The 22,322-nt window shown below is 62.5% G+C and carries 23 protein-coding genes and 1 pseudogene; 6 read left to right on the top strand and 18 right to left on the bottom strand.

Features of this window, described 5'->3' with window-relative positions:
* On the bottom strand, window positions 1-528 hold a 528-nt coding region (locus tag RMO23_RS03230), incomplete at its 3' end, for a pseudouridine-5'-phosphate glycosidase (RefSeq protein WP_309678682.1).
* Window positions 529-675: 147 nt separating this feature from the next.
* Here RMO23_RS03230 and RMO23_RS03235 point away from each other — a divergent pair.
* Together RMO23_RS03235 and RMO23_RS03240 are read left to right on the top strand one after the other, a co-directional pair.
* Window positions 676-915: pseudogene (locus RMO23_RS03235) on the top strand (IS3 family transposase); the annotation flags it as partial.
* An 88-nt stretch (window positions 916-1,003) separates the two neighbouring features.
* Window positions 1,004-2,596: a hypothetical protein gene (locus RMO23_RS03240; protein ID WP_309678661.1), complete on the top strand. Its 1,593-nt coding sequence runs from the start codon at window positions 1,004-1,006 to the stop codon at window positions 2,594-2,596.
* Here RMO23_RS03240 and RMO23_RS19660 read toward each other — a convergent pair.
* Entirely contained in the window at window positions 2,530-2,880 is a 351-nt protein-coding gene (locus tag RMO23_RS19660) for an Eco57I restriction-modification methylase domain-containing protein (RefSeq protein ID WP_405041559.1), read from the bottom strand. The genes RMO23_RS03240 and RMO23_RS19660 overlap by 67 nt on opposite strands.
* On the opposite strand from RMO23_RS19660, the gene RMO23_RS03245 reads away from it, so the two are divergent.
* Window positions 2,879-3,475, top strand: a complete 597-nt coding sequence (locus tag RMO23_RS03245; protein ID WP_309678662.1) for a transposase — start codon at window positions 2,879-2,881, stop codon at window positions 3,473-3,475. The two genes, RMO23_RS19660 and RMO23_RS03245, sit on opposite strands and share 2 nt — an antisense overlap.
* A 352-nt stretch (window positions 3,476-3,827) precedes the next feature.
* Window positions 3,828-4,235 (top strand): hypothetical protein, encoded by a 408-nt coding sequence (locus RMO23_RS03250; protein WP_309678663.1) that lies wholly within the window; start codon window positions 3,828-3,830, stop codon window positions 4,233-4,235.
* Window positions 4,236-4,358: 123 nt separating this feature from the next.
* On the opposite strand, the gene RMO23_RS03255 is transcribed toward RMO23_RS03250, so the two are convergent.
* The gene (locus RMO23_RS03255; protein ID WP_309678664.1) at window positions 4,359-5,579 is read right to left on the bottom strand and encodes a 6-phosphofructokinase; all 1,221 of its coding nucleotides are present in this window, start codon (window positions 5,577-5,579) and stop codon (window positions 4,359-4,361) included.
* 528 nt (window positions 5,580-6,107) lie between these two features.
* Between RMO23_RS03255 and RMO23_RS03260 the strand changes: the two genes are divergently transcribed.
* Window positions 6,108-6,530, top strand: coding sequence for an FKBP-type peptidyl-prolyl cis-trans isomerase (locus RMO23_RS03260; protein WP_309678665.1), 423 nt, complete (start codon window positions 6,108-6,110; stop codon window positions 6,528-6,530).
* Between the two features lie 115 nt (window positions 6,531-6,645).
* On the opposite strand, the gene arfB is transcribed toward RMO23_RS03260, so the two are convergent.
* From arfB to RMO23_RS03335, 15 genes are all read right to left on the bottom strand, one after another.
* Window positions 6,646-7,056, bottom strand: a complete 411-nt coding sequence (gene arfB / locus RMO23_RS03265; protein ID WP_309678666.1) for an alternative ribosome rescue aminoacyl-tRNA hydrolase ArfB — start codon at window positions 7,054-7,056, stop codon at window positions 6,646-6,648.
* A gap of 16 nt (window positions 7,057-7,072) precedes the next feature.
* Complete coding sequence (locus RMO23_RS03270; RefSeq protein WP_309678667.1) at window positions 7,073-8,167, bottom strand: Gfo/Idh/MocA family oxidoreductase; 1,095 nt, start codon at window positions 8,165-8,167, stop codon at window positions 7,073-7,075.
* Window positions 8,164-8,952 carry an alpha/beta fold hydrolase gene (locus tag RMO23_RS03275; RefSeq protein ID WP_309678668.1) on the bottom strand — a complete coding sequence of 263 codons (789 nt, stop codon included), beginning with the start codon at window positions 8,950-8,952 and terminating at the stop codon, window positions 8,164-8,166. Before RMO23_RS03275 ends, RMO23_RS03270 begins: the two co-directional genes overlap by 4 nt.
* A 20-nt stretch (window positions 8,953-8,972) precedes the next feature.
* Complete coding sequence (locus RMO23_RS03280) at window positions 8,973-10,145, bottom strand: acyl-CoA dehydrogenase family protein (RefSeq protein ID WP_309678669.1); 1,173 nt, start codon at window positions 10,143-10,145, stop codon at window positions 8,973-8,975.
* Window positions 10,146-10,292: 147 nt separating this feature from the next.
* Entirely contained in the window at window positions 10,293-10,709 is a 417-nt protein-coding gene (locus RMO23_RS03285) for a carboxymuconolactone decarboxylase family protein (protein WP_309678670.1), read from the bottom strand.
* Between the two features lie 22 nt (window positions 10,710-10,731).
* Window positions 10,732-11,949, bottom strand: a complete 1,218-nt coding sequence (gene pcaB / locus RMO23_RS03290) for a 3-carboxy-cis,cis-muconate cycloisomerase (protein WP_309678671.1) — start codon at window positions 11,947-11,949, stop codon at window positions 10,732-10,734.
* Window positions 11,950-12,064: 115 nt separating this feature from the next.
* Window positions 12,065-12,958 (bottom strand): sugar phosphate isomerase/epimerase family protein, encoded by an 894-nt coding sequence (locus RMO23_RS03295; RefSeq protein ID WP_309678672.1) that lies wholly within the window; start codon window positions 12,956-12,958, stop codon window positions 12,065-12,067.
* An 8-nt stretch (window positions 12,959-12,966) separates the two neighbouring features.
* Window positions 12,967-13,890, bottom strand: a complete 924-nt coding sequence (locus RMO23_RS03300; RefSeq protein WP_309678673.1) for a VOC family protein — start codon at window positions 13,888-13,890, stop codon at window positions 12,967-12,969.
* Window positions 13,891-13,913: 23 nt separating this feature from the next.
* Entirely contained in the window at window positions 13,914-14,678 is a 765-nt protein-coding gene (locus tag RMO23_RS03305; RefSeq protein WP_309678674.1) for an ABC transporter ATP-binding protein, read from the bottom strand.
* A 125-nt stretch (window positions 14,679-14,803) separates the two neighbouring features.
* A complete protein-coding gene (locus tag RMO23_RS03310; RefSeq protein ID WP_309678675.1) occupies window positions 14,804-15,562 on the bottom strand; it encodes an ABC transporter ATP-binding protein in 759 nt (252 codons plus the stop codon).
* Window positions 15,559-16,566, bottom strand: a complete 1,008-nt coding sequence (locus tag RMO23_RS03315; protein ID WP_309678676.1) for a branched-chain amino acid ABC transporter permease — start codon at window positions 16,564-16,566, stop codon at window positions 15,559-15,561. The genes RMO23_RS03310 and RMO23_RS03315 overlap by 4 nt, the downstream gene beginning before the upstream one ends.
* On the bottom strand, window positions 16,563-17,438 hold the full coding sequence (locus tag RMO23_RS03320; protein ID WP_309678677.1) for a branched-chain amino acid ABC transporter permease: 876 nt from the start codon (window positions 17,436-17,438) through the stop codon (window positions 16,563-16,565). Before RMO23_RS03320 ends, RMO23_RS03315 begins: the two co-directional genes overlap by 4 nt.
* Window positions 17,439-17,543: 105 nt before the next feature.
* Window positions 17,544-18,713, bottom strand: coding sequence for an ABC transporter substrate-binding protein (locus tag RMO23_RS03325; protein WP_309678678.1), 1,170 nt, complete (start codon window positions 18,711-18,713; stop codon window positions 17,544-17,546).
* Between the two features lie 239 nt (window positions 18,714-18,952).
* Entirely contained in the window at window positions 18,953-20,362 is a 1,410-nt protein-coding gene (locus RMO23_RS03330; protein WP_309678679.1) for an MFS transporter, read from the bottom strand.
* 68 nt (window positions 20,363-20,430) lie between these two features.
* A complete protein-coding gene (locus RMO23_RS03335) occupies window positions 20,431-21,336 on the bottom strand; it encodes a shikimate dehydrogenase (protein WP_309678680.1) in 906 nt (301 codons plus the stop codon).
* A gap of 194 nt (window positions 21,337-21,530) precedes the next feature.
* Here RMO23_RS03335 and RMO23_RS03340 point away from each other — a divergent pair, with 194 nt between their 5' ends.
* Window positions 21,531-22,322: an IclR family transcriptional regulator C-terminal domain-containing protein gene (locus tag RMO23_RS03340; protein WP_309678681.1), complete on the top strand. Its 792-nt coding sequence runs from the start codon at window positions 21,531-21,533 to the stop codon at window positions 22,320-22,322.

Genomic DNA, 22,322 nt, shown 5'->3' on the forward strand with positions numbered 1-22,322 from the left:
CAGGTATTCCAGGGTGAGCGCTATGTCCAGGATCGACTTGGCACCGGCACACACCACCGCCACCGAGGTTTTCGCCAGTTCCTGCAGGTCCGCCGAGATGTCAAAGGTCTCCTGCGCGCCGCGGTGCACGCCGCCAATGCCGCCGGTGACGAAGACCTCAATGCCGGCCAGTGCGGCACAGATCATCGTGCCGGCCACCGTGGTGGCGCCGAGTCCGCCGCCGGCCAGCACGACCGGCAGGTCGCGGCGGCTGACCTTGTGTGCCTGGCCCGAGCGGCCGAGCAGCTCCAGCTCGTCATCCGACAGGCCAATGCGGATGCGCCCGCCGATCAGCGCGATGGTCGCGGGCTCGGCCCCCAGATCGCGGATCAGGGCCTCCACTTCGCGCGCAGTGCGAACGTTCTCCGGGTAGGGCATGCCGTGGGCGATGATGGTTGATTCCAGCGCCACGAGCGGGCGGCCGGCGGCCTGTGCAGCCGCCACAGGCGCGCTGCAGATCAACCAGGAGTGGGCAAGGTCGGCAACCATGGCTATGCTTTCAACGGTGTAGTTCACCTGAGTGTGCAGCATAAGACTGGCCTGCGGTTTGCTGCGCAAGCGCGGGGCGCCGTTCAAGGCGCCAATGGTGCAGCAAGCGCGCTCAACTTCGGGAATCGGCCAACTCCGCTCATCTGAGCGTGTGCATCAAGGGGCAGGTCAAGACTGAGAGCTGACTGCTGGGTGTGGGGGCGGTTGAAGGTCGGCAGGCTGTACGGGCGCAGATTCGCCACACGACGCCAAGCCATGGACGAAGTGATGGACTGGCGGGCGTTCTACAACCACAAGAGATTGCACTCGACGCTGGGCTATGTCAGCCCGATGACGTTCGAGCAACGCTGGATCGCGGCCCAGCAGCAAGACAGGAAGTCCGCATAATGGGCAGCCTATGGAGTGCAGACAACAGGGGCAAGATCACTGCTTAGCCGCGACGCGCGCTTTTAGTCACCCGTTACTCGGAATACCTATGGCATTCAATCCATTTGTCTGGCAACTTTTCTGCGCGTCCCCATCGTGCAAGACCGCTATCAACACCGCGTTTCTCCGATTTGCACGCATCGGTCGTAGCGCAGGCGGAGAAGGATGGCGGCGACAAACCAACGCCAAAATTCCTGTACACCTCGAAATGATCGACCACCCTGACGCGCAATGGGAGCATGGTGGGCACATTGACTTGCGCGAGATACTTTCCAATTGGTTCGATGAACTCGACGAGCCATCGGCATTTGAACAACAGTTTCGCGATCTGCTGGAGGACGTTGGGGCCTCCCAAACTTGGGAGGAAGATCAGCACCATGGAAAACAGTGTCACGCTTTTTTTGGCGGCGATGAAGAGGACGATGCTCAAAATGTTGCGAGCGCCGTTGGCGCCATTTCCACTACACTGCACTGGCTGAAACCAAATGATTTTGTCCCCTACTACTTCGAGGGCCGCTTCTCCCTGTTTGCTGAAATATGCCGTACGTTTGGAATCGTCCTGCCAGAAGTACCAGGGCCACTGCAAAAGAAGGAACGTGCGCTTTACTACTTGGGTGTCAACAGCGCGTTGCAGGAGTTTCGTCAGCGAAATCAGTTGTCCCCTCGGGAACTGAATGCCTTTTTGTATGTGTTTGCGCCGCGTTACCTGGCGGTTGAGCAGGACAAGGATTTGCCGGAACCGCAACGGGTCTGGTTCATGATGGCGGGTGTGGGCACAACCGCCGATTTTGATTTTCTGGATAGCGCAATAGACGGCACAGAATGCAATTGGCGCGGTAATCGCGATGCGCGCCGGGGTGATATTGCAGTGATGTGGTGCTCCAGCCCTCGCGCGTACCTGCATTCCATCTGGCGCATCGTCGAAGATGGATACGGCGACCCGTTCGCCTACTGGTACTCCATGGTTCGTATAGGCCATCCTGTTCTCGTGAGTCACCTCAAAATCAAAGACTTAAAGAACAACCCCGTACTGGCTGAAAGCCCCATGGTTCGCGCGCATTTTCAGGGCTGTGCCGACAAATACTTCCGGCCAGTCGACTACGCCGCATTGTTGGACGAGCTTGAACGCACAGGAAACAACCTCAGTAGCCTTGCCCAAATTTATGTCCCTGCTTTGCCTGTGCTCCCCTCCGACACCGAGATTCTTGACGAACGCCAAGTAGAGTTGCAACTCATAGAGCCTCTGCTGTTGAAAAAACTGGGCTATGACGTTGACAGTCATTGGCAGCGGCAAGTGCGCGTTCGCATGGGCCGTGGCGAAAAGGTGTATCCCGACTATTTGATCGGTTACCGGGGCGTTAAAGGTGAGGAGCGAGCCAGCATTGTGGTGGAAGCAAAGTATCGTATCGGGACACAAAAGCAATTGTTTGAAACCTTTTTGCAAGGACGCTCCTACGCACTTCGGCTTCAAGCATCTTGGCTGCTTCTGGCCTCCTTGGAGGGCGTTTGGCTCTTGAGTCGGACTGACGACTTCAAACTGGAAAATGCGCTGCAATGGAGTTGGGAAAAGCTGGTTCAGCCGGAACATTTTTCGGTGCTCGATAAGGCAGTTGGTTCCCGAGCCTGCTTAACGAACAGGTGATAAATGGATGAATCGCTGGTGCCGCCAGCGCCCCCTTTCATCTGGCAAGGGGGATTCCCAATGATCACATCGAATTGCATAACACCTCCAAATATGTCCCCCAATCGCGTCTTCACGTTCTCAGCGTGGATAAACGCATAGGCGTAATTCTCAATCTCTGAACCTCTCTCGAAGAGTGCCCGTGGGGCTCCACAGAATTCACATTTTGTGTCGCCCCAAGGTAAGCGTCCGAGCAGTACCGCCTTGTGGAGTTGAACGGGTGACGTAAAGATGGCGTCCACCATGAAAATAGCGGACGCCAAAATTAGCGTGCCAAGAGCGGCACCTCAAGCCAACAGAAGCAGGCGCACCTACGCGCAGCAGTTCAAGCAAGAGATCGTTTCACAGTGCCTGGTGCCCGGGGCCTCAGTTTCCGCCATTGCGCTGAGCCACGGCATCAACGCCAACGTGATCCGCAAATGGCTGCCTCGGCGCGAGCCAGGGACAGCGGCGGCCTTGGCGACCATGTTGCCGGTCACTGTTGAGCCGGTGGCGCAGGAGGTCATGGGCAGTGGAGGCAATTCCATTTCCCCCGCCCGCATTGGCAATGCCCCGGCCGCCCCTGCTGCACCAACCGCACCTAAGGCCCCTACAGCAGCCACCGCAGCTCCTGCCGCCGCCGCGGCACCCGCCGCCCGAGGCCCTGGCTTGATGGGCACCATGGGTGCAGTTGCCGTGGGTGCCGTGGCCGGATCCATGGCAGGCAACGCGCTGGCCGGCGGCCTCTCTTCCGACAAGGAAACCAAGGCCAAGGAAGCCGAGAAAGAAGCCCAGGAGCTGCAACGCAAGGCCGACGAAGCCAAACGCAAGGCCGAAGCCGCCCGCGCGGCGGCGAAGTAAGCCTGGTGGCGCGTGAGGTTAGGGATTTGCGTTTTGAGCTGTCGAACTACCGTGACCTGAACCATAAAGCACGGACAGGTCCGAATTTTTGTGCCTCGCCTATGCCTGCAAAAGGCGTAGAAGCGGCCATGCGTGACCAGCCTCATCAAATTCGGCTAAAAACAGAAGCCGACATTCAATTTAGAGGCATGACCGACTGCCGGGCACAGCTCAGAAAGGCCGCGTAGTCGGTGGGCTGAGAGCTTTACCCGACAGAGGCAAAGTCAAAAAGCTTTCAGCGGATGGGGTACCCAAGTCTGACTATGATCGCTCAAACTGCCATCTCAGCCCGAGACAAAGGATGGCAATCCGCATGACTACTACTCTGCCCCCCTTCCCTATACGCACCGAATGCCCGCCCGGCGCCTGCAACTGCGGGCGCGATGCGCTGCTGGAGAGCCCTGGTGGCGACCTGCGCGTGTTACGCCTGACCCGCGAGGATGAGAAGCGCCTGTTGCACCGGCTGGAAAACTTAAGCAGCCTCAGCGATCTGCGGCGTATGGAAGAGCGGATGGAACAGCAGGTCGGCATCCGGCTGAGCATCAGCACCAGCCCCAACGTAGTCCGCAGCCTTCGCGGAATCACGATCCTGGTGCATGAGCAGCCCGGCCTGTGCCGAAAGACGCGCCAGGCCATCCCGGCAGCAATCAAGCGCAGTTTGGAGCAGCGGCCTGAAATTGCTTACGAGATTTTGAACGTCGGGAGCCTGTTCGAGAACTAGCGACCCTCGCCCCCACCCTGGGCCCGGTAGCCGACTGTGCCGGCCTTATTGGCGAGACAGCTGCACTGCAAACACTCAAACGGGACGCGTTGACCGGCGGGTTTGGCCGCGCTGCTGTCAACCTCAGCGGCCGCCCTGCAGCACCTTGGCCACCGGATGGTGGCGCAGCCTGAACGCGTCGGGCATGCCGGAGCCCAGCAGCGGACGCAGGTACATCCGGAAGGCATCGGTCACGTCGGTGCCGCCGGGCGCAATGAATCCGTCCTCCATCACCCGCGTCTTGCCGGCCACGGCGTCCAGCGGCAGCAGATCGTAGTCAACCGAATAAAAGCCGGTGCGCTTGATGGCGACCGATCCGTCTTGCGAACCCCACATCGCAAACTGCACTGCCTTCTCGCCGACCTCGCGCGCTTCGCGCTGATCGACGTCGGAGACGCAGCCGATGAAGGAGCGCTGCAGGTAGCCAAAGGTGTCGCCGCGCACCCGCTTGATGCCCAGCTTGGACTTGATCTCCTCGCACAGCAGGTCGGCCAGCGCGCCGTTGCCCGAGAGCTGCACGTTGCCGTGGGCATCGTGCTCCAGCTCTTTGGCCAGCAGGCTGGCGATAGGCGCGCCTGACGCATCGTGGATGCCTTCGGAGACGGCAATCACGCAGCGGTCATAACGCTCGTAGGCAGCCTTCACGTCGGCCAGAAACTGCTCCAGCACAAAGGTGCGTTCGGGCAGGTAGATCAGGTGCGGGCCGTCATCGGGAAACTTCTTGCCCAGGGCCGAGGCCGCCGTCAAAAACCCGGCATGGCGGCCCATCACCACCCCCACATAGACACCGGGCAGGGCCGCATTGTCCAGGTTGGCGCCGGCAAAGGCCTGCGCCACAAAGCGTGCGGCCGACGGAAAGCCCGGTGTGTGGTCGTTGCCCACCAGGTCGTTGTCAATCGTCTTGGGGATGTGAATGCAGCGCAGCGGGTAGCCGGCTTTTTGCGCCTCCAGGCTCACGATGCGCACCGTGTCCGACGAGTCGTTGCCGCCGATGTAAAAGAAATGCTCGATCTCGTGCGCCTGCAAGACCTTGAAGATTTCCTGGCAGTAGCGCATGTCGGGCTTGTCGCGCGTCGAGCCCAGCGCCGAAGACGGCGTGTTGGCCACCAGCTCCAGGTTGTGGCTGGTCTCCTGCGTCAGGTCGACAAAATCTTCATTGACGATGCCGCGCACGCCGTGGCGCGCGCCGTAGATGCGCGTGACCTGGCCAAAGCGCCGCGCCTCCAGCGCCACCCCCACCAGCGACTGGTTGATCACCGCCGTCGGGCCGCCACCCTGGGCGACCAGTATTTTTCCGGAGCTCATACGGCCTCCTGACCGGCCACTTCAAGGGTGGCAAGCGTGTCTTGGCGCGGCTGCGAACGATGATGAACCTGCGGTTTCATGGCTTCTCCTTGAAAAATGGCCGGCGGGGCTGGTCAGGCTTCGAGTCCTGAGTCGTCGTGATGTCAACGCACTCCATGTAATAGAACACATCATGACGGGGCGGGCAACATCGGCGGCCTGTTTTTGCCGCGGCGCGGACGCCAATCAATAAAAAACCAGTCATATTGGCCTCAAGCCCAATCAGGACGTGCCCATCAAGCTACATATTTGATAGCACCATTCATCCGCCAAAGCACGGGCAGAAGCCAGGGCCTGGCGAATCCGACCGCCGAAAGGCGCGGCCCAGCGCCTTCTCCCCGGCCGTGCATGCGGGAGGGTGAGAACGGATGGGGGCACGGAAGCTTTCAGTTACAGCGAGTCTGGCCAGACAGAGATAATCCAGCGTCGCCGGCCGATTCGCTGGCGCCCAACGTCTTGTCCCTTCCACCCTGCCTGACCTTCATCACCATGAAAAACACCAAAACCCTTGTCGCCCTGAGCACCACCCTGGCTGCCGTCCTGGGCCTGGCCTGCAGCGCTTTCGCTGCGGCGCCTGCCGAGACGCTTTCGTCAGGCGTGAAAATTGTGCACAGCGTGGACGGCACGGGCGCGCAGCCCAAGGCCTCCGACACGGTCAAGGTGCATTACCGCGGCACGCTGGCCGATGGCAAGGAATTTGACAGCTCCTACAAGCGCGGCACGCCGGCGAGCTTTCCGCTCAATCGCGTGGTGCCGTGCTGGACCGAGGGCATGCAGAAAATCAAGGTCGGCGGCAAGGCGACGCTGACCTGCCCGCCTGCCACCGCTTATGGCGAACGCGGCGCCGGTGGCGTGGTGCCGCCCAACGCCACGCTGACCTTTGAGGTCGAGTTGCTGGCGATTGAGAAATAATTCCGGCCATCCCGGATTGCTATTATTTTCATAGCTACTCATGAGCTATGCGTATGGGCTAGAGGCCTAAAACACCTGGAAATTCGCTAAAAAAGCCTTGCCAGGCCGCCCCGGCTCAGTCATTGACCTTGCCACGCAGATTCTTGATCTCCGAGCGCTGGCTTTTGCCTTCAAGCCGCCGCTGTTTCGAGCCGTAGGTTGGCTTGGTGGCGCGCCGGGGTTTGGGCGGCGCTGACACGCTGTCAATGACTTCCTGCAGCCGCGCCAGCGCGTCGCCGCGGTTCATCTCCTGGGTGCGGTGCTGCTGCGCCTTCAGCACCAGCACGCCTTCCTGCGTGATGCGGCTGTCGTTCAGGGCCAGCAGGCGCTGCTTGATCACGTCGGGCAGCGACGAGGCGACGATGTCAAAGCGCAGGTGGATGGCGCTAGACACCTTGTTGACGTTTTGCCCGCCCGCACCCTGGGCCCGGATGGCGCTGAACTCTACTTCGCGCTCATCGAGGGGAAATTTGGGGGGCGTGGCCATGCGCCAGCATACGGCATCACACCAACGCTGCGAGCGCCACGGTCTGGCCGGTGGCAATCGAGCGCCGTACCGCTTCAACCGTGCGCAGGCTCTGCAGCGCATCGGCCACCGTGATGATGGGCTCGGCCTGGCCCGCGATGACATCGCAGAAATGATCGAGTTGCGCCGCCAGCGGGTCCACGGTTTCCACCCCCGTCGCAGAAACCAGCGTGTTCTCGATGAACGGCGTCCACCAGCCCGCCTCCTGGCCGCCCTGCCCGTAAGTCCAGGTGCGCAGCGTCGGCACGGCGATGGAGCCTTGCGTGCCGGCGATGAAATAGCAGTCTTCCGTTGCGTAACGCGGGTAGTCCTGGTTTTCGCCCGAGGTCTGCTCCCAGCTGCGCGGCGCGGCCACGGTGTCTGACAGGGTAAAGGTGCCTAGCGCGCCGCTGGCAAACTTCAGCGTCATCACCGCCGTGTCTTCGACCGCAAACTGCCGCACGGCGCTGGACGCGGTAGCGTGCACCGCCTCGACCTCGCCGCACAGAAAGCGCAGGTTGTCCATCTCGTGGATCAGGTTGATCAGAATCGGGCCGCCGCCGGCCTCCTTGCGCCAGGCGCCCTGCTCAAAATAGCTGTCGGGCTTGTAGAACTGCGCACTGCCCATGACCGTAACGACGCGGCCCAGCTGACCGGACTGGATGGCGCGCCGGGCCAGCCGCAGGGTGCTGCTGTGGCGCCGGTGATGGCCCACCAGCAAGGGCACCGGGTTCATCGCCAGCGCATCGGCCAGTTGCCGGCCCGCCGCCAGCGAGTCGGCCACCGGCTTTTCAATGAGGGCCGGCACGCCATGCTGCGCACAAACCAGCGCGCCCGGCACATGCAGATGATTGGGCGTGGCCAGAATCACGCCATCGGGTTTCATGGCGGCCGGCTGCGCCAACAGCTCTTCGAGGCTGGCAAAGTGCGCCACGCCCAGGCTGGCGGCAAAGGCCGCCGATGCCGGGGTCGGATCGACCACGGCGCACAGCCGCGTGCGCGGGTTGGCCTGGATCAGCTCGATGTGGCGCTTGCCGATCAGGCCGGCCCCAGCCACGGCCAGTTGCACGATGGGAGGAGCGGGGGAAGTCATGCCTGGCTCACGCTTTCAAAAAATGCCTTCAGCAGCGCGGCAAAGGCGGCGGGTTGCTCCACCGCGCTGAGGTGGGCGGCGGCCAGCGTCTGCAACTGCGCGCCGCTGATGCTGCGGCAAATCGCCTCGGACATCGCGACCGGCGTGGCCTCGTCGCGCGTTCCGGCAATCACCAGCGTGGGGCAAACAATGCGGCGGTTGCTGCTGCGAAAGTCGATGCCGGCCACGGCTTCGCAGCTGGCGGCATAGGCCGCGGCGTCGGTTTTTTCAAGCTGCTGGCGCAGGGCAGCCACGCGCTGTGCGCCACCGCCGGCTGCATCGGCCCGAAACTCCGGGGTAAACCAGCGCTGCATGGCGCCGTCGGCAATCGCAGGCAGGCCCTGCTGCAACACCGTGTGCACCCGGGCCTGCCACAGGGCGCGAGCCGCCTCGTCGTACCAGCTGGCCGAGTTGGCAATCACCAGGCTCTTCAGCAGCTGAGGGTGCATCGCCGCCAGCGCCTGGGCCATCATGCCGCCCATGCTCAGGCCGACAAGGTGCACCGGGCCGGCCGCCTCGGTGCGGATCAGCCGGGCCGCATCGTCAGCCAGCATGGCCATGGTGTAAGGCCCTGGCGGCGCCTCCGACCGGCCATGGCCGCGCTGGTCATAGCGCAGCACGGTGTAGCGGCTCTTCAGCAGCGCGGCCACGCCGTCCCACATGCCGAGGTCGCAGCCGAGCGCATGGCTCAGCACCACGACCGGGCCCTGGCCTTCCTTGACCCAATGCAGCTCAGGTGTCTTCATGGCGTTGTCCCTCAAGTCATTCATGCGTTCACATCAAACAGCGCACCGCCGCGCCTGACCACGCTGCGCGCAATCACGGTGCGGTGAATTTCCGAGGTGCCGTCAAAAATCCGGTAAATGCGGGCATCGCGGTAGTAGCGCTCAATCGGCAGCTCCTTGCAAAACCCCATGCCGCCAAACACCTGCACCGCGCGGTCGGTGACCCGGCCCAGCGTTTCGGCCGCCTGCACCTTGACCATGGAAATCCAGTCACGGGCGTCCAGCCCCTGGTCAATCATCCAGGCCGCATGCAGCACCATCAGGCGCGCGGAATTGATCTCGATCACGCTGTCGGCCAGCATCTGCTGCACCAGTTGAAAGTCGGCAATCGGCTGGCCAAACTGCTTGCGCTGGGACGCATAGTCGACCATCAGCTGCAGCACATGGCTGGCCTTGCCCACCGCGCGCGCGCCCACCTGCGCCAGCCGCACCCGGCCCAGCACGCCCAGCGCCTGCTGCAGGCCCTTGCCCTCAGTGCCCAGCAGGGCTACGGGCTCGAGCGGCACGTTGTCAAACCACAATTCAAGGTGGCTGGTGCCGCGCAGGCCCATCATTTTCTGGTCCTTGCCGAGCGTAAAACCGGGCAAGCCCTTGTCCACCAGAAACAGCGATATCTGCTTTTTGTCGCCGTCAGCGCCGGTCAGCGCCGACACCACAAAAAAATCGGACACCTCGCCGTCGCTGATGAAATGCTTGCTGCCCGACAGGCGCCAGCCCTCGGCGGTCTTGACGGCGCGGGTGCTGATGCCCGCGGCGTCGGAGCCGGCGCCGGCCTCGGTGATGGCGATGGAGCAGACCCGCTCACCGCGCACCGTGGGCCGCAGCCAGCGCTCAATCTGCGGCCCCTGGGCCGCCAGCAGCACCTCGTACACATTGCCAAAGGCGCGGCGGATCAGGATGTCGGTGGTGTGGCCAAACTGCTCTTCCATCAGCATGGTGTCCACCGCGCTCAGGCCGGCCCCGCCAAACTGCTCGGGGATATTCATCGCGTAAAGGCCCAGCGCCTTGGCTTTTTCGTGAATCGCTTTCGCCTTGTCGGCCGCCAGAAAGCCTTGCTGCTCGACCTCGTCTTCCAGCGGTTGCAGTTCCTCGGCGATGAAGCGACGCACGGTCGCGATCATCATTTTTTGCTCGTCATTGAGGGCAAAGTCCATTTCATTTCTCCAGGTTTGTTAAAAAAACAGATGGCGGAAAGAAAAACGGACTCAGGCGCTGGAGTACCAGAAGGCGCCAAAGAAGTACTGCAAAAAAATGGTGGAATAAATGCGGGTCAGCATGGGACGGGGCCGGTAATTCGGGCCTCAGACCTTGGCGGCGATCAGGCCTTTTTCACGCAGAATGTCGCCCGCCACCGAAAACGCGTGGTTGGCCGCCGGCACGCCGCAGTAAATGGCCGCCTGCAAAATGACTTCCTTGATGTCATCGGGCGTCAGCCGCGACTCGGCCGGGCCGTCGAGACCGGCGCGCACATGCAGGGCAAACTCTTCATACGCCTTCAGCGCAATCATGGTCGACAGCACCATCAGGCGCCGCGTCTTGTCGCCAAAGGCCGGGCGGCCCCAGACCTCGTTCCAGGCATAGCGCGTGATCAGGTTCTGGAACTCCGCGTTGAAGGCGTTGCTGCTGGCGGTGGATTTGTCGACCCAGGCATCGCCCAGCACCCGGCGCCGGTTGACCATGCCCTTGTCGTAATCACTCATGGAATTGCTGCTGCTCATGGCATTGCTTTCTTAAATGGGGTTATTGCCGGGTCAGTGCCGCCAGCGCCGTCAGGGCATCGCGCGCCAGCGCGACCTGCGCATGGGTCAGCTCGGCCGCATGGCGGGCCAGCGCGGGGTCGAACCACTCGTCGGCGGCCTCTGCCGGCAGCACGGCGCGCAAGGCCTCCAGGTTGGCCGCCATGCGCCGGCTATCGACCTGCAGGCCAGGCAGCGCCTGCGCCATGGCCCGGGCAGAGCCGTGCGCCGACATCAGCAGCCCCGGCCACTCGGCCAGTTCGGCCTGCCAGTTGCCCAGGGCGCGCTCGTGTTCCTGCGGCATGGCGGCCAGCAAGGCGGCCACCCGTTGCGGCGCCCGCTGCGCGGCTGCCAGCGCCACCATGCAGGCCACCGGATTGCGCTTGTGCGGCATGGCCGATGAGCCGCCGCGCCCGGCCTCGGTCGGCTCGGCCAGTTCGCTCACTTCGTACTGGCCCATCAGCGAAATGTCCTTGGCGATCTTGCCGAGGCTGCCCACCAGCAGGCCCAGCTCGCAGCCCAGCGCCACCCATTCATCGCGCTGGGTGTGCCAGACCGTGCTGGCCCTGAGGTTCAGGTCGGCCGCCATGCGCGCGATGACCTCCGGGCCTTTGCCCTGCATTTGCGCCAGCGTGCCCACCGCACCGCCCAGCTGCACGCTGAGCGCGTTGTGCGCGCTGGGCTGCAGGCGCTGCAGGCTGCGCACCAGTGGCATGGCCCAGCCGGCGCATTTGAGGCCGAAGCTGGTGACCGACGCCGGCTGCATCAGGGTGCGCGCCAGCACCGGGTCGCCGGCGTGGCGCTCGGCCAGTGCCAGCAAGGCCGCTACCGCCTTGTGCAGGTCGGCCTCGATCAGGCACAGCGCATCGCGCGTGACCAGCGCCATTGCAGTGTCAATCACGTCCTGGGAGGTGCTGCCAAAGTGCACAAAGCCGGCGGCAGCCGGGTTGAAAAGGCCAACCGTTTCCTTCAGGCTCTTGACCAGCGGAATCGCGATGCTGCCGGCCCGCCCGCTTTCGCGCACTATCTTGGCCACGTCAAACAGCTCGACCTTGCAGGTGCCAATGATGGACTGGGCGGCGACTTCCGGGATCAGCCCGACGCCGGCCTGCGCGCGGGCCAGCGAGGCCTCGAAGCGCAGCATGGCGTCCAGGAAATGGCGCTCGCTGAAGGCCTCCAGAATTTCCGAAGTCGACAGAAACCCCTCAAAAATACTGCTCATGCGGTGGGTTCTTTTTTAAAAATCTAAGGCGATTGTTTTTCCGCCGGGCCGCCCCAAGGAAAAATGCGCCCCCTCGGGGGGCAGCGCATTACACGAAGTGAAAAGCGTGGGGGCTTCATTTCTTCAGACGTATCTGGTTAGGTAATGGCACCGAGCGCCGCAGCACATCCTCGCCGAGCCACAGCGCCGAGCGCCAGGCACGCTGGGCCACGGTCGGCAAGGGCATTTGCTGGTAGTCGTCGTTGAACACTTCAAAGCTGTAGTCGCCGCGGTAGCCCAGGCTGTGCAGCTTGGTCACCAGCGCGGCCAGCGCTTCGCTGTGCACGCCTTCGCCGGGAAACACCCTGAAATGCCGCGCCGTGGTGATGCGCTCCTCGACCGACTTGATCTCGGTCCACATGAAGTCGGCCAGCTGCACCAGAAACACCTTGTCCGGGTCCAGCATGTCCAGCTCTTCGAGCGGGGTGTTGGTGGCAAACATGTGAAAGGAATCAAAACCCAGACCGAGATTGGGCATGTCGGCCTGGCACACGATGTCCCAGGCCTGCGGAAACTCGTTGACCGTGCGGCCCCAGGACAGGGCCTCGTAGGCAATCTTGATGTTCATCGGGATCGCCAGCATGGCCAGCTTGCGCAGGTCGCGCACCAGCGCCTGGGTGTCGCCGGTGGCGTGCACCGAGGTCGACGAACACATCAGCAGCAAATGGCAATCGAGCAGCGAGCACATTTCCAGCATGGACTTGGCAATGTCCATCTTGTACTCGTGCAGGTGCCCGGTCAGTCCTTCAAAATCGCGCAGCACCTGAAAGCCGGTGACGCGCAGGCCGCTGGCCCGCACGGCCGCCACGGCGGCGTCCAGGCCGTCGGGGTGGCCCACCAGGTCCCGGGCGGCCAGCATGATCTGGGTAAAGCCGGCTTCGCGCACGGCCTTGAGCTTGGCTTCAAGCGGGCCGGCCAGCGAGATGGTGTCCATCCCGAAATCAGCGATGTTACCTCTGGAGTGGTTCATGATGGCCCCTAGACCGCCGCGGGGGTTACGCTGCGCTGGTTGTGAACCAGCTCAAAGCTCACGCTGCCGAGCCAGGTTTTGGTCAGGGCACCGCGGTCTTCGGTGTGCACGCCGCGCGACTCGACAAACTCGACGCCGCGTTTGGCCAGCTCGGCCACGGTGGCCAGCACATCGGCGCTGCCCAGGCCGATGCGTTGCAGGCCTTCATCGTCCTCCACATTCAGCACGGTGGCTTCGGGCTCGATCAACTGGATGTAAAAACGCGAAGCGGGCGGGCAAGGGCTGCTCAAGATTCGGCCCTTGGGCAAGATACCAAAGCGCTGCTCGTCGGGCAGATCGGTAAAGCCGAACAGCTCGCGGTAAAACTCGGCCCAGTCCTCGGTGCGGTCGTTGCCGATGTATTGCACCACGCCAAAAAAATGCAGCCCGGCAACCGCGGGCGGGTTCTGGTCAACGGTTGGAATCGGCACAAAGTCCACGTCGTAAATCGAGAACTTGTCATAGCGGTCCACAAAATACAGGCGGCTCTTGCCCACGCCATGAATCGCCGGGATGTTGAGCTCCATGACTTCCACCCGTGGCGGCACGGCCCAGGCGCCGCGCTCCAGCGCACGACGGTAGGCCGCGGCGGCATCGCGCACGCGCAGGGCAATGGCCGCAATCACCGGTTTGTCGGTCGGCATCGCGCCATCGGGCAGCGTTGGAATGTGGGCGTTGACAATCACATTGAGACCGCCCTGCCGGTATAGCAGCACTTCGCGCGAGCGGTGCCGGGCAATCGGGCGGAAACCCATCATCTCCAGCACCTGGCCCAGCGCCTGCGGCTTGGAGGTGGTGTACTCGATAAATTCAATGCCATCGAGTCCGAGCGGGTTCACCGCCTCAAGAATCGATTCACGATCGGTCGGGCTGGTGGGGGCGTGGGTGCTCATGCGGTTCTCCGGTTCGGTTCAATTCAGATCGGCAGGCTGGCCGAGGGTGTGGACGCGGCGCCAGGCACATGCCCGCCGCCCAGAAACAGCCGCTCGATATTCGGGTCTGCGAGTAGTTCGGACGCCGGTTTGTGCAGCACCAGCTGGCCGGATTCAAGCGCAATCGCGTCGCCCGCCATCTTGAGCGCGCTCTTGACGTTCTGCTCCACCATCAACACCGTGGTGCCCTGCGCGGCCAGCTTTTGCAGCAGCCTGAACACGTCCTGCACCACCATCGGTGACAGGCCAATCGAGGGCTCGTCAATCAGCAGCACCTTGGGCCGCAGCAGCAGGGCGCGGCCGACTTCAAGCTGCTTTTGCTCGCCGCCCGACAGCGCCGAGGCCTGCGAGTGCAGCCGCTCCTTGACGCGCGGAAAAAACTCCAGCACTTCGGGAATGCGCTCGTGCGTGGTTTTGGTGCCCAGCGTGATGCCGCCGAGTTCCAGGTTTTGAAACACGGTGAGCTGGCCAAACAGGTTGCGGCCCTGCGGCACAAAGGCAATGCCCTTGGCCAGCAGTTCCTTCTGGCTGGCGCCGGAAATATCCTCGCCGTCCAGCAGGATGCGGCCCTGGCGCGGCTTGAGCAAGCCAAACAGGGTTTTCAGCACCGTCGATTTGCCCGCACCGTTGGGGCCCAGCAGCAAGGTGATGGAGCCGCGCCTGACCTTGAACGACAGGTTGTTCAGGATCATGAAGTCCTTGTAACCGGCCACTACATCGTCAAACTCAATACAAATATCACTGGTCATCTAAAAACTCCATCCATTTCGAACAACGTCCCTACCAGTAACGGCGCGGAACCGGCTTTGCCGGGCCGCAGCGGTTGTCCCCCTGAGGGGGATTCCGGCTACACGAAGTGAGCCGAGACAGGGGGCTAGTTTCCTAAATACGCGTCCAGCACCTCTTTGTTACCCCGAATCTCGGCCGGCGTGCCAATCGCCAGCACCCGCCCCTCCACCATCACCATGATGCGGTGGCACAAATCCATCACAAAATCCATGTTGTGCTCGATCACCACGAAGGAGGCCTTCTTGCCAAACTTCGGATTGCGGTTCAGGTCTTTCAGCAGGGTCGATATGCCGCCCACCAGGCTCGGGTTGACGCCGGCGCAAGGCTCGTCGAGCAGCACCAGATCCGGCTCGGCCATGAAGGCCATGGCAATGTCGACCAGCTTTTGCTGGCCGTAGCTGAGCGTGCCGGCCAGCTTGTCGGCCACATGGCGAATGCGGAACTGGTCAATCAGCGCGTCGGCCTTCTCGCCGAGGCCCGAATCGCCCGGCGCAAACATGCGGCTGAGCATGCTGCCCTTATGCTCCTGCGCGGCCACGATCAGGTTGTCGCGCACCGTCATCTTGCCAAACACCTGCAGCGTCTGGAAGGTGCGGCCGACGCCGCGCCGGCTCAGCTCCAGCGGCGACAGTCCGGTGATGTTCTTGCCATTGAGTTCAATCGCGCCGGCGTCGGGGCTGATCTGCCCGAGCACGCTGTTGAACATGGTGGTCTTGCCGGAGCCATTGGGGCCGATCACGCCAAAAATCTCGCCCGGCATGACTTCAAACGACACCCCGCCCACGGCCTGGATGGCGCCGTAGGCCTTCTTCAGGTCGGTCACCTTCAACAATGACTGCGTCATGCTGCAACTCCAATCTTGCGGGCAGCGGCGGCACGCGCCAGCGAGGCTTCGCGCGCCGCGCGCCGGTCGCGGATGCGGTCCGGAATGCTCAGCAGGCCGTCGGGCAGCCAGACCATCAGCACCACCACGGCGGCGCCGAACAGCGGCAGATACCAATTGGCCACGCCGGGCACGTCGCGCATCCATTCGGGCAGCACCACGCCCACGGCCGCCCCGACGATGGGACCCAGAAAGTAGCCGGCGCCGCCGACCACCACCATCAAATACATCATGATGGACGCACCCACCGCAAACGGTGCCGGCTCGATGAACTGCACCAGCGACGCAAACAGCGCACCGGCAATGCCGGCATACACCGCGCCAATGGCAAAGCTCAGCAGCGTGTAGTTGCGGATGTCCACGCCCAGGCTTTCGGCCCGGATCGGGTTGTCGCGCAGCGCCTTGAAGGCCTTGCCCCAGGGCGAGCGCAGCAGTCCCCACAGCAGACCCGCGAGAATCAGCGTCACGGCGAGCACAAAGTAGTAGTAGGGCCGGTTGCCTTCGAGCGAGTAGCCAAATAGCACGGGCCGCGCAATGTTGTTGATGCCGAAGGTGCCGCCGGTCAGCCACTCTTCGTTGCGCATCACCAGCCAGATGGCGGTGTTGAAGCCGAGCGTGGCAAAGGCCAGGTAAATCGCCTGCACCCGCAGCGCCGGGAAACCGAGGATCAGCCCAACGACAAAACAGATCAGCGCCGCGGCCGGCAAACCAAGCCAGAAACTGAAACCGGCCTTCATCAAGATGGCGACGGTGTAGGCGCCTATGCCGAAGAAGGCCGCATGGCCCAGCGACTTCTGGCCGGCGTAGCCGATGGTCAGGTTCAGGCCCATGGTGGCGATGATGAAGATCAGCCAGTAGGTCAGCAGGTAGATGCCGTAGTTTTTGAGGTACTGCGGCGCGACCAGCACCAGCAAGGCGCCCAGCACCGTGGCTAGCGTTGCAAATTTGTGGTTCAAGAGCTTCATACCTTGCGCTCCTCTTTCTTGCCGAGCAGGCCTTGCGGCTTGAACAGGATCACGACCATGAAAATCACCAGTGCCACCGCGTCCTTGTAGGCCGGCGAGATGTAGGCGGCGGCAAGGTTTTCGCAGACGCCGACAATCAGCCCGCCCAGCAGGGCGCCGCGCGAGTTGTTGAAGCCGCCGATGATGGCGGCGAAGAAAGCCTTGGTGCCCAGGCCCTCCCCCATGTCGAACTTGGCCAGGTAGGTCGGCGTGACCAGCAGCGCCGCCGCCACCGCCAGCACCGCGTTGATGGCAAAGGTGTAGAAAATCATGCGCGGCACGTTGATGCCGAGCACCGAAGCGCTTTCGGTGTTCTGCGCCACGGCCTGCATGGCCCGGCCGGTGACGGTTTTGGCCAGAAAAGCCTGGGTTGCCAGCACGATGACCATGGCCAGGGCAAAGGTGCCCAGATCCTGCAGCGTCACGGTGACGCCGGCGATATTGAACAGCTTGTCGGCAAACAGGCTGGGAAAGGGATGGGCTTCGGCACTGTAGCCGGCGCGCACGCCGTTGCGCAGCGCAATCGACAGGCCGATGGTGGCCACGACGATGGGCATCATGCCGTACTTGAACAGGGGGTCAACCACGCCGCGCTTGAAGAGCCAACCCAGCAGCAGCACCGCCAGCAGCACCGTCAGCACAAAGCTCACCAGCAGGGGCGCGCCCAGCGACATGAAGCCCAGCAGCATGAAGGCCGGCAGCATGACAAATTCACCCTGGGCGAAGTTGATGGTGCCCGAGGCCTGCCACAGCAGGGTAAAGCCGAGTGCCGCCAGCGCATAAATGCTGCCGGTGGCCAGGCCCGAGAAAAAGAGTTGAAGAAAATCTGTCATGGCGATGCCTAGCTGGGAAAGAGCTTGCTGGAAACGGCACGTCTAATGAATTCGTCATTCCCGCAACAGCGGGAATGACGAAGCTTCGGATAAACGGCCAGCCGTTTATTTCTTCGGTGCCGCCGCGGCCCCGGCGCCCAGTGGTGGCAGCGTGGCCACCACTTCCTGCTTGCCGTTTTTCACTTCGACCAGGAAGCTTTCGCGGTCCAGATCGCCCTTGCTGTCGAACGACACATCCATCAGCACGCCAGGCTGGTCGACAGCCTTCACCTTGAGCGTGTGCAGCGCGGCGGCGACGGCCTTGCGATCAAGCTTGCCGACCTTTTCAATGGCGGCCTTCAGCACGTAAATGCCGGAGTAGCCCTTCATGCCGTTGTGGTCGGACACGTACTTGTATTCCTTTTCAAACTTGGCGCGGAAGGCGCGAATCGCGGGCAGCGGTGCATCGACCGTCAGGCCGACGTGCGCCACGGCGCCGTTGGCGGCCTCGCCGGCCAGTTCAATGACCTTCTGGCCGGTCAGCGTGGTTTCGCCAATGATGGGTTTGTTCCAGCCCTGCTTTTTCAGCTCGCGCAGCATGCGCGCCGACTCTTCCTCGTTGGAATAGGCAAACACGCCGTCGGCGTTGCTCTGCTTGGCGCGCAGCACGGCGGCCGAGAAGTCGACCTGGCCCGGCTCGGTGGAGATTTCGGCGGCGATCTTGGTGGGCGAACTGGCCAGCGCCTTCTTCATCGCGTCCAGGCCGCCCTTGCCGAAGTCGTTGTTCACGTAAATGATGGCAATGCTCTTGAGCTTGGCCTGCTCGCTGATGTAGCGCGCCAGCTTGGGCATGGCGGTGGCCTGCGTGAAGCTGGTGCGGAAGATGTAGGGGTTGCCCTGCTCGGTGATGCTGGCGGCCTCGCCACCGGTGAAATTGGGCACCTCGGCGCGGCGCGACTCGGCCATGCTGACCATGATGGAGCCGGAGAACACCGGGCCAAAAATCGCGAACACGTCGTCGTCGATGGCCTTTTGCGTCAGGCCCTTGGCCACGCCGGGGTTGCTCTGGGTGTCGGCCGTGGTGGTCTGGATCTTCTTGCCCAGGATGCCGCCGGTGGCGTTGATCTCCTTGACCGCCAGTTCCACGCCATTTTTGAAGTTGGTGCCGGCCGAGGCGCCGCCGCCGGACAGCTCGACAATGTTGGCAATCTTGATCACATCCTGGGCAAAACCGGCTGTTGCGCTTGCTGCTATTGCGCAGGCTGCTATTAATTTAAGAGCGAATCGTTTGTTCATGTTTGTCTCCTCGGTGGGTTAAAAAAGTGCATCGCGCCCTGTGAGAGGGTGGAGTACGAGTGTTCGATAATCGATTCATAACGGAAAATCAGCTTGGACTTTAGGGCTTGCAAGGTTTATTTAAAAGCCGATTAATTGAATTTTGGTCGATTAACGAACTCAAACAATCGATCATCGAACCAAAATAGGGTTTCACCCAGCCTGGCGATCCGGGGTGACAGCCCACAGACCTGCCGCTCTCATGAACTGGCCCTGGCGCTTCTTGCAGTTGCCATGGCCTGCGCCCGAATTTGGTCGTACTCGGGTTGGGGCACCGGAATTGCATTGGGGTCACCGAGGTCGTTCATGTGCACCCGATAGGTTTCGCGGGCAGTCCAGGCGGCGATTGCCGCGATGACCGTCACGCCCAAGGTGATCGAGCCGATCATGATCGGGATATTGGTCGCGCCGGGCGGCGCCACGGCGACGAACAGCGCCGGCAGCAGCGCGGTGACCAGGGTCCCGAGGTTCTGGGATATGGCCATCCCCGAGACCCGGGTACGCGTCGGGAACATTTCGGGGTAAAAGCTCGGGAAAATGGCGTTGTAACCCTGGTACACGACGCCCCACATCAGCAGCGACATGACGATCGCCAGCGGCACGTTGTGGATACTGATGGCGTAGAGGTAGCCAAACGAGAGCAGCCCCGAGCCGATGGCACCGATGATGATCGGTGGCTTGCGGCCAAACCTGTCAGACAGGTTGCCAACGAAGGGGATCACGAGCACCGCCACGATGTTGCCCATGACCGGGATCCACAGGTAGACGTCCTTCTCGAAGCCGATACCGTAACCCGGCTGCACCGCGTAGGCCGCGCCGAAAATCGTCGTGACCACCGGGATGACGTTCATCAGCGAGCAGCACATCACCCGCAGCATGTCCCTCCAGCTGTTCGTGATCGCCTGGATGACGGGCGCCTTCGGGACCGCGCGCTGCTCGCCCTCTTCAGCAAACGCAGGTGTTTCATCGACCTCGCGGCGAATGATGTATCCCACCACAATGACGATGAAACTGAGCAGAAAGGGAATGCGCCAGCCCCAGGAATTGAAGGCCTCCGTGGGCATGTAGTGCGCCAGCGGCAGGAACACCGCCGCCGCCATGATCTGCCCCGCCTGCACGCCCTGCAGCGTAAAGCTGGCAAAGAAGCCGCGCCGGCCGAACGGTGCATGCTCCAGAATCATCGAACTGGCGCCCGAGATTTCACCGGCCACCGCAAAGCCCTGGATGAGACGCAGCAGCACGAGCAGCGCCGGGGCGAGCAGGCCGACCTGGTCGTAGGTCGGCAGCAGCCCGACCGCCACGGTCGAGAAGCCCATCAGGAACATGCACAGTACCAGCACCTGCTTGCGGCCGTGGGTATCGCCCCAGTGCCCGAGGAAGAAGGCCCCGATGGGCCGCGCTACGTAGCCGACGCCGTAGGTCGCCAGGGAGGCAACGATGGCGGTCTTGGGGTCCCCCTTGGGAAAGAATATCTGCGGAAAGATCAGCGCCGCCGCCGTGGCGTAGATGAAGAAGTCGTAGTACTCCAGCGCCGAGCCGATCCAGCCGCTGGCGGTTGCCTTTTTCGTCTGATGGGCGCCGTGCGGCTCGTGGTTGATGGGCTTGTTCATGGGTGTCTCCAATAGTTATCAATTGATTCAGGAGCAAAGCGTTTTTGCATGGTTGCCTTCTCAAGGGGTTAAAAAGGGGCAATCTCGCCCCGAAGCACTGCCGGATAAATCTGCTGCCGGATAAATCCCGCATCCCGCTGCACGGCCTGCGCCGCCTCATGCAGGCCAAAGAAATCCAGGTAGAGCGCGCCCTGCCGGATCATCATCTCGAAGCCCGGGTGGGCCACCAGGCCCCTGCTACGCGCTGCCAGCACCACCGGCGAAGGCTGGTTCTTCATCAGGATGTCGACCAGCGCGGCATGCGGCGCCATGCGCGACACGTCGCACGGCATGGGGTCGGAGGCATACAGGCCCAGGGGTGAAGCATTCACGACCACATCAAAGCCGGCCGGATCGTTGCTGTCAGCGCTGACAACCCTGCCTGGCGCGGCCGATAGCAGCCGTTCGGCCAGCATCTTCGCCTTGCCGGGCGTCGGGTCGTACAGGGCCACTTCGGCCGCCGCGCCCTTCGATACCCGGGAAGCCGGACTGATCAGGGAAGCGGCAATGGCGGCAGCACCGCCGCCCGCACCCAGGATCAGCACACGCTTGCCCGTGTAGCCGATATTGAAACCATTGAGCGAATCAACCAGTCCTTCGCCATCGAACAGATCGCCCACCAGCCGACCCTGCGCATCGCAGCGCACGGCGTTGACCGCACCGGCCAGACGCCCCAGATCGGAGCATTCATCGAGCATGTCCATCACCAGCGATTTATGCGGAATAGTCAGGAACAGGCCCTTGACGTTGCGGGCCGAAAAGGCGGCCCGCACGAAAGCCTGCACCGAGGCGGCAGGCAGATGCACCGGCACCAGCGCCGCATTGATGCCCAGCGTGGCAAAGATCAGGTTGAACGACTCGGGCGCACGCACCTGCTCGACCGGATCGCCCAGGATTAGATAAACATCGGTAGCACCGTTGATGGTGGCAAGCATGCTGGATAAATCCCTAAACGTTCGATAATCGATAAAAAATCAAGAATTTGGTCGAACTTTAGTGGCTGCAAGCCTTGCTGAGAAGCGTAAAAATTCAATTTTGGTCGATTATCGAACTTTAATAATCGATCATTGATCGTAATTAAGGTTTTCCCTAGTCTTGTCACAGCGTCATCACAACAATACTCGAGCGCATGAAACCCTCTACCCCGCCTGCGCTCACCCCCTCCACGCTCGACAAGCGCGACTGGATTGCCGGCCTTGAAAAAGGGCTCTCCATCATTGAGGGGTTTGACGATGCCAATCCGCGCCTGACCGCCAGCCAGGCCGGGGCTCGCTGCGGCATGACGCGCACTGCCGCACGCCGTTACCTGCTGACGCTGAAACATCTGGGTTATGTCGCCACCGACGGAAAGCTGTTCTGGCTGACCCCGCGCGTTCTCCGGCTGGGCCAGTCTTACCTGGAGTCGGCGCGCCTGCCGCGCATCGTCCAGCCGTTCTTGCAGCGGGTCACCGCCGGCACGCAGGAAAGCGCCTATGTCAGCGTGATGGACGGCGACGACATCGTTTACATCGCGCGCAATGGCGCCAACCGCGCCATGAACACCGGCTATGTGCTGGGCTCGCGGGTGCAGGCCCAAGTGACGGCCGCCGGCATCCTGATGCTCGCGATGCGCGAGGCTGAATGGCTCGAAAGCTGGCTTGCCAACCACGAACTCAAGGCCTACACCTCGTACACCATCGCCAGCAAGGATCGCATGCGCATCGAGCTGGCACGCGTGCGGGCTCAGGGCTGGGCGATTTCCGAACAGCAACTCGAACTCAATCACCGCGGTATTGCGGTGCCGCTGCGCGACCGGCACGGCGATGTGGCCGGCGCGCTGAGCGTGACCATGCCCATGGGTCACGAATCCAGCGAAGACGCGGTGGCGCGCGTGCTGTCGGTGCTGAGCGAAACCGCCCAGGCCATGCGCAACCTGATCTGA

Origin of the sequence: Polaromonas sp., from assembly GCF_031411155.1 — a bacterium.
Lineage (GTDB): Bacteria > Pseudomonadota > Gammaproteobacteria > Burkholderiales > Burkholderiaceae_C > Polaromonas.